Source organism: Nitrospirota bacterium, from assembly GCA_040754395.1.
In the GTDB taxonomy this organism is placed as follows: Bacteria; Nitrospirota; Thermodesulfovibrionia; order Thermodesulfovibrionales; family SM23-35; genus JBFMCL01.
Window position 1 is genome coordinate 12,757 of record JBFMCL010000005.1, and the last position, 12,100, is coordinate 24,856.

10 protein-coding genes and 1 tRNA gene are annotated in these 12,100 nt (G+C 48.8%); 8 read left to right on the top strand and 3 right to left on the bottom strand.

Annotated features, from left to right (window positions below; translation table 11 throughout):
- Positions 1 to 87 precede the first annotated feature (87 nt).
- From AB1552_03620 to AB1552_03630, 3 genes are all read right to left on the bottom strand, one after another.
- Positions 88 to 1,980 carry a GGDEF domain-containing protein gene (locus AB1552_03620; GenBank protein MEW6052864.1) on the bottom strand — a complete coding sequence of 631 codons (1,893 nt, stop codon included), beginning with the start codon at positions 1,978 to 1,980 and terminating at the stop codon, positions 88 to 90.
- 80 nt (positions 1,981 to 2,060) lie between these two features.
- The gene (gene uvrB, locus AB1552_03625; protein MEW6052865.1) at positions 2,061 to 4,055 is read right to left on the bottom strand and encodes an excinuclease ABC subunit UvrB; all 1,995 of its coding nucleotides are present in this window, start codon (positions 4,053 to 4,055) and stop codon (positions 2,061 to 2,063) included.
- A gap of 43 nt (positions 4,056 to 4,098) precedes the next feature.
- Positions 4,099 to 4,842: an endonuclease III domain-containing protein gene (locus AB1552_03630; protein ID MEW6052866.1), complete on the bottom strand. Its 744-nt coding sequence runs from the start codon at positions 4,840 to 4,842 to the stop codon at positions 4,099 to 4,101.
- A 152-nt stretch (positions 4,843 to 4,994) separates the two neighbouring features.
- On the opposite strand from AB1552_03630, the gene AB1552_03635 reads away from it, so the two are divergent.
- The 8 genes from AB1552_03635 to AB1552_03670 all read left to right on the top strand — a co-directional run bounded on the left by AB1552_03635 (position 4,995) and on the right by AB1552_03670 (position 12,097).
- Entirely contained in the window at positions 4,995 to 5,495 is a 501-nt protein-coding gene (locus tag AB1552_03635) for a 3-isopropylmalate dehydratase small subunit (protein MEW6052867.1), read from the top strand.
- 50 nt (positions 5,496 to 5,545) lie between these two features.
- The gene (locus tag AB1552_03640; protein MEW6052868.1) at positions 5,546 to 6,619 is read left to right on the top strand and encodes a 3-isopropylmalate dehydrogenase; all 1,074 of its coding nucleotides are present in this window, start codon (positions 5,546 to 5,548) and stop codon (positions 6,617 to 6,619) included.
- A gap of 86 nt (positions 6,620 to 6,705) precedes the next feature.
- Positions 6,706 to 6,781: transfer RNA gene (locus AB1552_03645), tRNA-Asn, on the top strand.
- Positions 6,782 to 6,794: 13 nt separating this feature from the next.
- Positions 6,795 to 7,076, top strand: a complete 282-nt coding sequence (locus tag AB1552_03650) for a GIY-YIG nuclease family protein (protein ID MEW6052869.1) — start codon at positions 6,795 to 6,797, stop codon at positions 7,074 to 7,076.
- A gap of 373 nt (positions 7,077 to 7,449) precedes the next feature.
- A complete protein-coding gene (locus tag AB1552_03655; GenBank protein MEW6052870.1) occupies positions 7,450 to 7,953 on the top strand; it encodes a transcriptional repressor in 504 nt (167 codons plus the stop codon).
- A gap of 21 nt (positions 7,954 to 7,974) precedes the next feature.
- Entirely contained in the window at positions 7,975 to 10,146 is a 2,172-nt protein-coding gene (katG, locus tag AB1552_03660) for a catalase/peroxidase HPI (GenBank protein ID MEW6052871.1), read from the top strand.
- Positions 10,147 to 10,596: 450 nt separating this feature from the next.
- Positions 10,597 to 11,253, top strand: coding sequence for a hypothetical protein (locus tag AB1552_03665; protein ID MEW6052872.1), 657 nt, complete (start codon positions 10,597 to 10,599; stop codon positions 11,251 to 11,253).
- Positions 11,254 to 11,782: 529 nt separating this feature from the next.
- Positions 11,783 to 12,097 (top strand): hypothetical protein, encoded by a 315-nt coding sequence (locus AB1552_03670; protein ID MEW6052873.1) that lies wholly within the window; start codon positions 11,783 to 11,785, stop codon positions 12,095 to 12,097.
- The last annotated feature ends 3 nt before the right edge of the window (positions 12,098 to 12,100 follow it).

Sequence of the window (12,100 nt, forward strand, 5' to 3'; positions counted from 1 at the left end):
TGCAGCACAGCACCCCGGAAACGGAAAGACTTTAGATTATTATAGTACTTTCGGACGGTTCTGAGGACAGATTTCTTTGAAACGGGATTAATATCGCTCTTCGGTCCACATAGCAGACGTAAATCTCACCACCCGGTTTCTGCCATACTCTTTTGCCTTGTAGAGCGCGACATCCGCAAACTTGATGGCTTCCCAGATGCTCTGCGTATCGAGAGGGAATTCGCTGACGCCGATGCTGATAGTCTTGCTGATGATTCCCCCGGCAACATGAATCTTGGTCTTTTCCAGGGAAGCTCTAATTTTATTGCCGATATCAAAGGTGGCTTCAGGCTGAATGTCGAGCAGCAACACAAGGAATTCCTCTCCGCCAAAGCGGACGACGAGATCGGAATCCCTGACAATCTTCCTGATGACATTGGCAGTTTCTCTCAGCACTGCGTCGCCGACGTCATGCCCGTATTGGTCGTTCACCTCTTTAAAGAAGTCCAGATCACACATCAGCAAGCCGAGGGTCGAATTTCTTCTCAGAACCCCGGATACTAACGATTCAAAGGTTTCTTCAAGAAATCTCCTGTTGTAAAGACCCGTCAGCGAGTCTTTGATAGAAGACTCCTTAAAAGCCCTCATGATTCTCTTGGATTCCAGCACCGGCTGGGCTTCCGATATATATTGCAGTGTTTTGTTGATCTTTTCCTTTAATTCGGCGGAGGATGCTTCCTCCCCTGAGAGGACAAACTGAACAACACCTCCCACCTTCCCCGAGATAAAGATCGGGATGCAGATGTGGACGCTGCCCTCTTTTTTTCTGAAAAATTTACAGATATCCTGATGTTTTTTTGATGAAATGATATGCCCCGTCCTTTTTACCCTGCAGAGATCGCAGTTCAGCAGCACCTCTGTATCGCAGGAAAGGTCAGACACCACGGGATCCGGAGGATATACCGGTTTGATCGTATTTTTATAGGTGGAGATTTCGTAGATGGTGAGGTTTTTGAACGCCAGATCCCCTGACAGAAAATTCCCGAGACGGGAATAGACATCCTCGACTGTTTCATCTTCCTCGATAATCTTCTTGAAAGAAGTTATCGCCTGAATCATATGAATGAATTTGTTATACTCGGCCGCAAGTATGCCGATTTCATCTTTTGACGGTACCATGATTTCCTTTACCGCATCATGTTTTTCCGTGAATGACCTGAAATTTGCCACAATGGCGTTGACGGGTTGCACGAGATTTCGAGAAATCAGAAAGCCAAACATGACCGAAAGGAAAGCTCCAACAAGAAAGGTACAGACGATGAGTACAAGGGCGGTGTGGAAGCCTTCTTTGATGCCATGAGATATGCTGCTTTCTTCCCGGCGTAATCCTGCCGAGGATTTGTTCAGGGTTTCGATGATGTTCTGGGTTAGGGTGTCATATTCTGCAATCTGCTCCCTCAGTATGACAGGAGATGCCGTGCCCCGTTCTTTTGCAGGAATGATTTCTGACAGAAGATTCTCCAGTCTTGTGGTCTTTGTGAGAACGTCTTTCAGTGAAACCTCAAGCACCACAACGTTCGAAGGGATGCCGGAGATTTCTTTGCTGAACAGGTTACCTGACTGCGGATATCCCTGTATCACACCTCCGGTCCGGAGCAGCATGAGACGGGATCGGCTTTCCTCGATCCCGAGTTTCGCCTTCAGCAGCTTCTCGCGGATCATATCTGTGTTTTCAAGGAGCAATACCTGATGGAGGGTTATGTCCGATTCTGCTAATTCTCTGATAACACTCTGCAGGATGTTCTGCTGGGGTTCGATGACATCAACCAGCGTGCGGGATTCAGCGCTCAGACGAGAAAGTGTGATAAAGCCGATGGCAGAAATGACCACTATCCAGAAAAGGGTGCCGGCGGAAAAGAGAATGAATTTTTTACGTATCGGGAGGTCGGTAAATGTCAGGATATTGATAATCCTGCTCAGAAATGCCCTGATTTTTCGCATCAGAATCTCCTGTTTTTCCGGGTACCTGATTTACTATATCACAGGAGAAACACAAATATAAAGCGAATGCTAAATTTTGCTTAATTTTTTATTCCGATCTCCAGAATCTTCGCTTTTAGTTCCTTGATTCTATCCCGTATCTGTGCGGCCCGTTCAAACTCTAGCCTTCCTGCAGCCTCTTTCATCTCCGACTCAAGCTGCGTTATGTGTTCTTCATCATATCCGTATGCGGCCTGTTCTTCTGCCGCAACAGGAACTGTCCAGTAATCTGCCTCATAGATGGAACTCAGGATGTCCTTGATATTCGACCTCACTGTCTCCGGGCTGATACCCATCCTTCTGTTATACTCCTCCTGTATTTTTCTTCTTCTGGCAGTTTCGTTCATGGCTCGCTGCATCGATCCTGTTATGGTATCCGCATAGAGGATTACCCGTCCGTTAATGTTCCGCGCTGCCCTCCCTGATGTCTGGATCAGAGAGCGCTCAGACCTGAGAAAGCCCTCCTTGTCTGCATCGAGAATCGCCACGAGCGACACTTCCGGAAGGTCGAGCCCCTCACGGAGAAGGTTGACCCCGACCAGCACATCGAAATTCCCAAGCCGGAGATCTCTCAGTATCTGGACGCGCTCAAGGGTGTCTATCCCCGAGTGCAGATACCGCGCCCTTACATTGAGACTGGTATAGTGATCGGTCAGGTCTTCCGCCATTTTTTTTGTCAGGGTTGTTACGAGAACCCTCTCTCCTTTATCCGCCCGCACCCTTATCTCTGACAGGAGGTCATCGACCTGACCGTTGACCGGCCTGACTGAAAGTGCAGGATCAATCAGTCCGGTAGGCCGTATAATCTGTTCAACCACATGTCCCCTTGACTTTTTAAGTTCATACGGCCCGGGTGTTGCAGAGACATAGACAGTCTGATGAACCCTGTGTTCAAATTCTGCAAAGGTCAGCGGACGGTTATCCAGGGCTGACGGGAGCCTGAATCCGTAATGCACGAGAGTCTGTTTTCTCGAACGGTCTCCTTCATACATGCCGCCGATCTGGGGAACAGTTGCATGGGATTCATCGATGATTATCAGGAAATCTTCGGGAAAATAGTCTATCAGTGAATAGGGCGGCTCACCGGGCGCCCTTCCGCTGAGGTGGCGTGAATAGTTTTCTATGCCGTGGCAGTAGCCGAATTCCTTCAGCATTTCAAGGTCAAACCTGGTTCTCTGTTCGATCCTCTGCGCCTCCTGAAGCTTCCCCTCTTTCAGGAACCATTCGATCCTTTCCCCCATCTCTTTTTCGATGCTGATCAGTGCAGGCTCGAGACGGGCCTTTGGGGTTATCCAGTGGCTGTTGGGAAATACCGCATATCTGTAAAGCCTCCGGATTTTTTCTCCGGTAAGCGGATCGAATTCATGCAGCGCGTCAATGTCGTCTCCGAAAAATTCTATCCGCACCCCCCTGTCAAGGGAAAATGACGGGTGGACTTCCACAATGTCTCCCCGCACCCTGAAAGTCCCCCGTTTGAATTCAGAGTCAGAGCGGACGTACTGCATCTCAACCAGCTTTCTGAGGAGTTCGTCCCTTTCCGTATGCATGTTTTCTTCTATCACCAGGTGCATTTCAAGGTAATCCTGCGGAGAACCGATTCCGTAGATGCAGGATACAGACGCAACCACCACGACATCACGCCTTTCCAGGACAGCCTGTGTCGCTGAATGCCGCATCCTGTCGATATCATCGTTGATGAGGGCATCTTTTTCTATATATGTGTCAGTAGTCGGGATATATGCCTCAGGCTGGTAGTAATCATAATAGCTCACGAAGAACTCGACCGCATTTTCGGGAAGCAGTTCCCTGAATTCCCCGAAAAGCTGTGCTGCCAGAGTCTTGTTATGGGCGATTACCAGGGTCGGCCTGTTCAGGCGCGCAATCATATTGGCGATTGTGAAAGTCTTTCCGGAACCGGTGACTCCGAGTAGTACCTGGTGTTGCAGGCCTGTCTCGATTCCCTTCACAAGTGCATCGATCGCCTGAGGCTGGTCGCCTTTCGGAGTAAAGGAGGTAACGATGTTGAATTGTTCCATTTTCTCGCTGTAAGAATTATTATTCGGTGTTTATTTCATTATATTATGAAACAGATCCGGCGATATCCTGCTGTCGTTTCTGCAGCGTTTCCATTTGACGAAACTTCTTTGCCTGATGAGGAGCATTTTCCCGGAAGGTGATACGGTCTTCTTGCATGACTTCAAGCGGACATTGTACACATAACGGGTTATTTCTCCTGCAGAACGTCTTTCCCGCCTTAACAATCAACGCGTGATATTCATTGAAAATACCGGCATCGCGCGCAAGTGCATCGTGGAACATCTCCTGAAACCTGTCATACGGCTTGTCATGTTCCATGATTCCATGACGTGAAAGCATTCTTTTGGTATATGCATCGATCACAAATACCGGTTTCCCTGTTGCGTACAGGAGTATCGAGTCAGCGGTTTCAGGCCCGATCCCCCTTACAGAAAGAAGCTTTGTTCTCAGTTCAGTCATGTCCTCTTTTCCCATCTTCTGCATGCTTCCGCCGTAGTGGTGCATGAGCCATCCGACAAAAGACTTAAGCCTTACTGCCTTAATGTTGAAATATCCCGCAGGCCGTATCATGCCGGCAAGTTTCCCGTCCGGAATTGTGTGCAGCGCCTTTGCGGACAAAGCCCCGCCGGTTTTCAGATTGCGTATCGCTTTCTCAACATTGCCCCAGTTGGTATTCTGGGTCAGGATGGCGCCGACCGCGACCTCGAAAGGCGAATCACCCGGCCACCAGTGCTGGGGGCCGAATGCCTGATACAGCTTGACATATATAGCCTGAAGGATATGCATGGTATATTGTACGTTATTTGAAGGCCATCCACAAAATCAGCTTCCGGCTGTTCCTGCAGGGATTTCTCGCTTTTTCCATTCCCGACTTGTTTCTCATTCAGCGAATTGCCTATAATATCCCTCTGAAAGAAATCGAAAAAAATGGAGGAATGATGCTGATCAGGGGAAGAGTATGGAAATTCGGCAACGATATCGATACTGACGCGATCATCCCTGCGAGATACCTGAATACGTCCGATCCGAAAGAACTTGCCAGGCATGTGATGGAGGATGCGGACAATTCTTTCGCAGGCAGGGTGAGTACAGGAGACCTTATCGTTGCGGGCAAGAATTTCGGGTGCGGTTCATCGAGGGAACATGCTCCAATCGCCATTAAGGCAGCAGGCATCCAGGCCGTAGTGGCAAGGGATTTTGCGAGGATATTTTACCGGAATGCCTTCAATATCGGCCTTCCGATATTTGCATCTCCCGATGCATCGGAAAAGGTGCGAGAGGGCGATGAGGTTGAGGTTGATGCAGACAGGGGAATAATCCGGAACATTACCACAAGGGAAGAGTATAAAGCGAATCCTATTCCTCCGTTCATGCAGGAATTGATAGATTCGGGCGGGCTGATCGAGTGGACAAAAAGGAAACTCGCTAACAAGAAATAAGTGCCCCTCCACGTACAAGGCAGAAGGATGGGGGGCTGGGAGAATAATTTATGAAATCATATGACATTGCAGTCATCCCGGGAGACGGGACCGGGCCTGAGGTAATAGGGGAAGGAATCAAAGTGCTGAATGCTGTTTCAGCCAAGTATGGCATACGCCTTAATTATACCAGCCACGATTTTGGCGGCCAGCGGTATTTAAAGACCGGAGAAGTTCTTCCGGACGGAGCTGTTGACGAACTGAGGAAATATGACGCGATATACCTCGGTGCAATCGGTCATCCGGAGGTGAAACCGGGCATACTCGAAAAGGGAATTCTCCTGAGGCTCAGGTTCGAGCTTGATCAGTATATCAACCTGAGGCCTGTCAAACTGTATCCGGGTGTCGACTGCCCGCTTAAAAACAAGGGTCCGGAAGATATCGATTTTGTGGTCGTGAGAGAAAATACCGAAGGTTTATATGCCGGTGCAGGAGGGGTTCTGAAGAAAGGCTCCCCGGACGAAGTTGCGGTGCAGGAATCTATCAATACCCGGAAGGGAGTTGAGCGCTGCATACGTTTTGCCTTCGAGTACTGCAAAAAGAGGAATAAACACCACAAGCTCACGCTTTGCGGGAAGACCAATGTACTGACATTCGCCTTCGATCTGTGGGAACGTACGTTCTACGAGGTTGCGAAGGAGTACCCTGACATTAGGGTGGATTACGCGCATGTTGATGCAACGACCATGTGGTTTGTGAAGAACCCGGAATGGTTTGATGTCATCGTCACGGACAATATGTTCGGGGATATTATCACCGATCTCGGGGCGATGATCCAGGGCGGCATGGGCATTGCTGCAGGCGGCAACATCAACCCTGAGGGGGTCTCGATGTTCGAACCGATAGGAGGTTCCGCGCCGAAATATACCGGACAGAATGTTGTAAACCCGCTCGCAGCGATCTGCGCAGGGGGAATGATGCTCGAACAGCTTGGGGAGGATAAGGCCGGAAAACTTATCGAGAAGGCGGTGATCGAAGTGACCGGCAGACATCTCAAGAGCCTTGCTGCCGGAAAGATGGGATATGGTACCACAGAGGTCGGCGACCTTGTCGCAAAGTTCGTGACTGAGCTGAATGCCGATTGACAAACGGTTCGTGCATCTGGTATAAAAAAAATCTACCTTGCAGAGAAATCGTCTTTAACAAAGATGGTTGATTGTCCTCATACTACTCCCGGGTAGCTCAGTCGGCAGAGCAGGTGGCTGTTAACCACCCTGTCGGGGGTTCGAGTCCCTCCCCGGGAGCCAACAAAATAATACCTTGCCATTTCTTGTCTACATATTAAAGAGTGAATCAACCTCTCAATATTACATTGGCCATACTGATGACCTTGATCGCAGAATCTCTCAGCATAACAATATTGATTATCATGGGTCTCAACACACAAAGCGGAATAAGGGGCCATGGACATGTGTTTATACAGAAACTTTTCTTACACGGTCGGAAGCAATGCAGAGGGAAAAGGAAATCAAAAGCAAAAAAAGCAGAAGATATATTGAATACCTGCTCAATTGGCAGAGTCCCGAAGGTGTTCGGGATTAACCACCCTGTCGGGGGTTCGAGTCCCTCCCCGGGAGCCACACCAATCAAGGGATTGCAGAGGTATAGCCTTTTTTATCTCAAAATTAAGCCATTCTGCAAGGATCATACTTTTTTAAATTTTCATTGAAGCCATTTTTTCTCAAGAAGCCTGTTATTCCACGAGAATCTTCTTCTCACTTCTGTCCTGAAGTAAACTGCTAACGTAACTGTATTCCAAAGAGAACGAGAGAGATTCAACAGCATTTAGTCTTATCTCACTTCCGAATACGCATCATTCCGCTGCGTGAGTTGAGGAATGATGCGTATTCGGAAGGCAACAGTATAAATTTCCTAAGCTATTGATTATCTCACCAATAGCTCTCGTGCAAAGAATATGATCCTGAACTCCTCAGGAGTCTTGACAATTAGGAATAAATACTATATAGTTTTAATTATGGGAAATAAGAAATTACAAAAATCAGGGCTGGATTTCTTTTGGCGGAGGTCCAGGGAATATGGGCTGAAAATAACCCCTCAGCGTACTGCCATCTATCAGGAGCTTTTGAAGGCTAAGGACCACCCGTCTGCCGATGACATCTATAAAAGGATAGTCAAAAAGATTCCAAACATATCATTTGATACGGTCAACAGAACACTCTTGACATTATCTCAAATTGGTATTACAAATGTAGTAGAGGGGTATGGTCAACCCAAACGATATGACCCTGATCTGGATATCCATCATCATTTCAGATGCACTCGTTGCGATAAAATTATTGATTTTCATTATGCAGATTATGACAGCCTGGTAATTCCTCCGGATATTCAAAAGCAGTTCACGGTATTCCAGAAAAAGGTTGTCTTGGAAGGTCTTTGTGACCGTTGTAAGAATAAATAAGCTTAAGAAGGAGGGATTCCCATGAAAGAAAATAAACGCACACACCCGGCTGGCAGAGGCAGGTCGAATGTGGACTGGTGGCCCAAACAACTGAACCTGAAAATTCTGCACCAGCACTCGTCAAAGTCCAACCCGATGGGCAAGGACTTCAACTACGCCAAAGAGTTCAAGAAACTCGACCTCAAGGCCATCAAGAAGGACCTCTATGCACTGATGACCGACTCGCAGGACTGGTGGCCGGCGGATTACGGGCATTACGGTGGGCTCTTCATACGGATGGCATGGCACAGCGCAGGTACCTACCGCACGGGCGACGGCCGCGGCGGCGGGGGGTCCGGCACTCAGCGCTTAGCGCCCCTCAACAGTTGGCCGGACAATGCGAACCTTGACAAGGCGCGCAGGTTGCTCTGGCCGATCAAGCAGAAATACGGCAAAAAGATTTCCTGGGCCGATCTTATGATCCTCGCGGGCAATTGCGCGCTTGAGTCGATGGGGCTCAAGACCTTCGGCTTCGGCGGCGGGCGCGAGGATCTCTGGGAGCCCGAGGAGGACATCTACTGGGGCAGCGAGGATACCTGGCTCGGCGACAAGCGATACTCCGGTGACCGCGAGCTCGAGAACCCGCTCGCCGCTGTGCAAATGGGCCTGATCTACGTGAACCCTGAAGGGCCGAACGGTAATCCGGACCCTGTCGCTTCGGGCCGCGACGTCCGCGAGACTTTCGCACGCATGGCCATGAACGACGAGGAGACCGTTGCGCTCGTCGCCGGCGGCCATACCTTCGGCAAATCCCATGGCGCAGGCCCTGCGTCGCATGTGGGCCCTGAACCTGAAGGCGCTCCCATCGAAGAGCAGGGTCTCGGCTGGAAGAGCAGCTACGGCAGCGGAAAAGGAGGCGATACGATCACCAGCGGTATCGAAGGCGCCTGGAAGCCAAACCCTACCAAATGGGACATGGGCTACCTGAAGGTGCTGTTCAAATACGAATGGGAGCTGATCAAAAGCCCTGCCGGCGCGAATCAGTGGCTGGCCAAGGATGTAGACGACGAGGATATGGTGGTTGACGCACACGACCCGTCGAAGAAGCACCGGCCGGTGATGACCACTGCGGATCTCTCACTGCGCTTCGACCCGATCTACGAGAAGATCGCGCGGCGTTTCCTCAAGAACCCCAACGAATTCGCGGACGCTTTCGCCCGCGCGTGGTTCAAGCTGACCCATCGCGATATGGGCCCCCGCTCGCGCTATCTCGGTCCGGAGGTCCCGGCGGAGGAATTGATCTGGCAAGACCCCGTCCCCGCAGTGAATCACAAATTGATTGGCGAGAAGGAAATTGCCGCCCTTAAGGGCAAGATCCTTGATTCTGGCCTGTCGATCTCCCAATTGGTCTCGACTGCCTGGGCGTCTGCATCTACGTTCCGCGGCAGCGACAAGCGTGGCGGTGCGAACGGTGCACGTATTCGCCTGGCGCCGCAGAAGGATTGGGAAGTCAACCAGCCAAAACAGCTGGCCAAGGTGCTGAAGACTCTCGGAGGTATCCAGAGCGCGTTTAATAAGACTGCAAAAGGAGGCAAGCAGGTCTCGCTCGCCGACTTGATCGTGTTGGCCGGTTGCGCAGGCATCGAGCAAGCCGCGAAGAACGCCGGTCACAAGGTCACGGTACCCTTCACGCCGGGGCGCATGGACGCATCCCAGAAGCAGACCGATGTGGCCGCCTTTGCTGTGCTCGAACCGAGCGCGGATGGTTTCCGTAACTACCAGAAAACCAAATACGCCGTATCGGCAGAGGAACTGCTGGTTGATCGTGCACAACTGCTGACGCTGACCGCTCCTGAGATGACGGTTCTTATTGGCGGTATGCGCGTTTTGAATGCCAATTTCGGACAGTCCCAGCACGGCGTCTTCACCAGGCGGCCGGAGACCTTCACAAATGACTTCTTCGTGAATCTGCTCGACATGGGCACGGTGTGGAAGGCGACCGCGGAAAACGAAGACGTGTTCGAGGGGCGCGATCGCAAGACTGGCGGACTCAAGTGGACAGGCACGCGTGTCGATCTCGTCTTCGGTTCGAACTCACAGCTCCGGGCCTTGGCGGAAGTTTACGCATGTAAGGACTCCCAAGAAAAGTTCCTGCACGACTTTATAGCGGCATGGAATAAGGTAATGAACCTCGACCGTTTTGACATCGCCTGATCATAGAATACACGTCTTCGAAGGCTTCTGACAGGGCGGCGAACAAACAGTCAGTGAACAACCGGTTCCAGCGGACGGCGTATCGCCGCCGCTGAACCGGGCTGCTATGCAATTCTTTTCCCAGCAACGCTCTTTCGTCACAATAATGCACATAGCCCATATTATTCATAAAAATGGGAATAGCGGCTGAGGACAGAGTATTTGCGCGGATTCTTTTGCTGATAGTCAAATGCAATATATGAAAACAAAGAGGCAAACGCCTCGAAGGGAGGAACGACCGAGAATGAGAAAAAAATACTCTGTCCTCAGCAGAATCAGAAAAATTTATGAATAACATGGGATAAGGGGTATAACAGAACAACTTTTACTGTATATCCCATAATATCAGGGAATGCCGACATAAAGATATTTATTTGCGACAATCACTCCGCAATCTGATAACATATCGATATGAATATTCATACAATATTTGCTGTCTTCTTTTTGCTTCTTGTGATGCTCAACATCACGGTCATCTTTTTTCTTCCTGATGACCTGACTTTTCTATTCATTAAAGAATGGGGACCGGTGGAGAATGCACAGGTTATTCTTTATGTGACTGGTGCACTTGTCTCGTGGATTTACGCAAAACGGAACATATGGGCTGGAGGTTATCAGGGCTGTATAATTCTTCTGATTTTCGCTATGCGTGAACTCGACTTCCAGAAAAAGTTTACGGGGATCAGTATCACGAGAACAAAATATTATTTTCATTCCGATGCAGCGCTTCTTACAAAGATAATGTTTGCGTGTATCGTTGTCTGCATAGTTGTTTTTATTATCGTATTCGTCAGGAAAAATTTCAGCGTTTTGCTGCACAATGTAAGAGCACGTAAAAACTGGGCGCTATCTGTTCTCGCGGGGTTATTGTCCATGCTTTTTGCTTTTTTTGTCGACGGAAGTACAAGAATTCTCGAAACACTCGGAATCGAATCCGTTAAGCACGAACATCTATTGAAAAATTCCATGGAAGAACTATTCGAACTTGCGATACCTTTCTTTTTTCTCAATGCGCTCCTTTTGTATGGAAAGTCGGATAAGGGAAATTACACGGACAAAGTGAAATAATCAGTTTTATCCGAAAAAATTCTCTTCCTCCTGACAAGCAGCATATTTACCCAGCGGAGTAACCATCCATTGCCCGAATAAATGCGCACGTGCAGTAGTGGAGGGAATTATGCAGGCGTAAATAATTATGTGAGGGAAATCACAGATTTTCACAAAAAAAATATTTACCATAGTAATGGTGAAAAATTTGAAATATGGTACGGCTGATGCGCTTGAATATATTGGATAGCTGTTAGCGAAAAGCAAGGCATATTTAACATATGCTTAAATGTGCGGCATAAATTTACTGAGGTACATTTACAGTGCGGTTGAAATAGATTATATTGAAGTATTAACTAGATAGACTAAGAATACAGGGAAAAACGATGACCGTACCAGTTTCTTTTTTCTGTGAACAAGGGGGAAAGATGTGTCCCCTCACTCCTGGTTTTATTTCTTCCTTATTATCGCCAATCTGCGGAATGCTCCTGCAAAAGTCTGGAGATGAATCAAATCGCACAGGATAAACAAACAAAAAGAGAGGTTTGCCATGGGGAGAAAAAAAGGTAAGTATTGGCTTCTGGTTATTTCGGCATTTTTTTTGCTGGCATGGAGTATCCATCCCGTGCATTCTGCCGATGAGCTTTTTTTGACAGGGGTCGTGAAACGGGTTGACTCTACCCGGGGTCTGGTCATTGTGGAGATCCGTTCCGGAAGCTGCCCGGGGACTATGACATTAAAGGTAAGGGATATCGAAGAGGTGTCAGGGAGTGAAGGGAAGAAGATCTCGTTTTTTATCAATACTTCAATCTGCAGCACAACTGAACTAAACGAAATGTATGACATTGTATTTCTGAGAGGGTAGAAG

Excerpts from the sequence above, each read along its gene's own strand:
- katG (MEW6052871.1), top strand. The coding sequence starts at position 7,975 with ATGAAAGAAAATAAACGCACACACCCGGCTGGCAGAGGCAGGTCGAAT.
- AB1552_03655 (MEW6052870.1), top strand. The coding sequence starts at position 7,450 with ATGATCCTGAACTCCTCAGGAGTCTTGACAATTAGGAATAAATACTAT.
- AB1552_03640 (MEW6052868.1), top strand. The coding sequence starts at position 5,546 with ATGAAATCATATGACATTGCAGTCATCCCGGGAGACGGGACCGGGCCT.
- AB1552_03635 (MEW6052867.1), top strand. The coding sequence starts at position 4,995 with ATGCTGATCAGGGGAAGAGTATGGAAATTCGGCAACGATATCGATACT.
- AB1552_03665 (MEW6052872.1), top strand. The coding sequence starts at position 10,597 with ATGAATATTCATACAATATTTGCTGTCTTCTTTTTGCTTCTTGTGATG.
- AB1552_03620 (MEW6052864.1), bottom strand. The coding sequence starts at position 1,980 with ATGCGAAAAATCAGGGCATTTCTGAGCAGGATTATCAATATCCTGACA.
- AB1552_03670 (MEW6052873.1), top strand. The coding sequence starts at position 11,783 with ATGGGGAGAAAAAAAGGTAAGTATTGGCTTCTGGTTATTTCGGCATTT.
- AB1552_03630 (MEW6052866.1), bottom strand. The coding sequence starts at position 4,842 with ATGCATATCCTTCAGGCTATATATGTCAAGCTGTATCAGGCATTCGGC.
- uvrB (MEW6052865.1), bottom strand. The coding sequence starts at position 4,055 with ATGGAACAATTCAACATCGTTACCTCCTTTACTCCGAAAGGCGACCAG.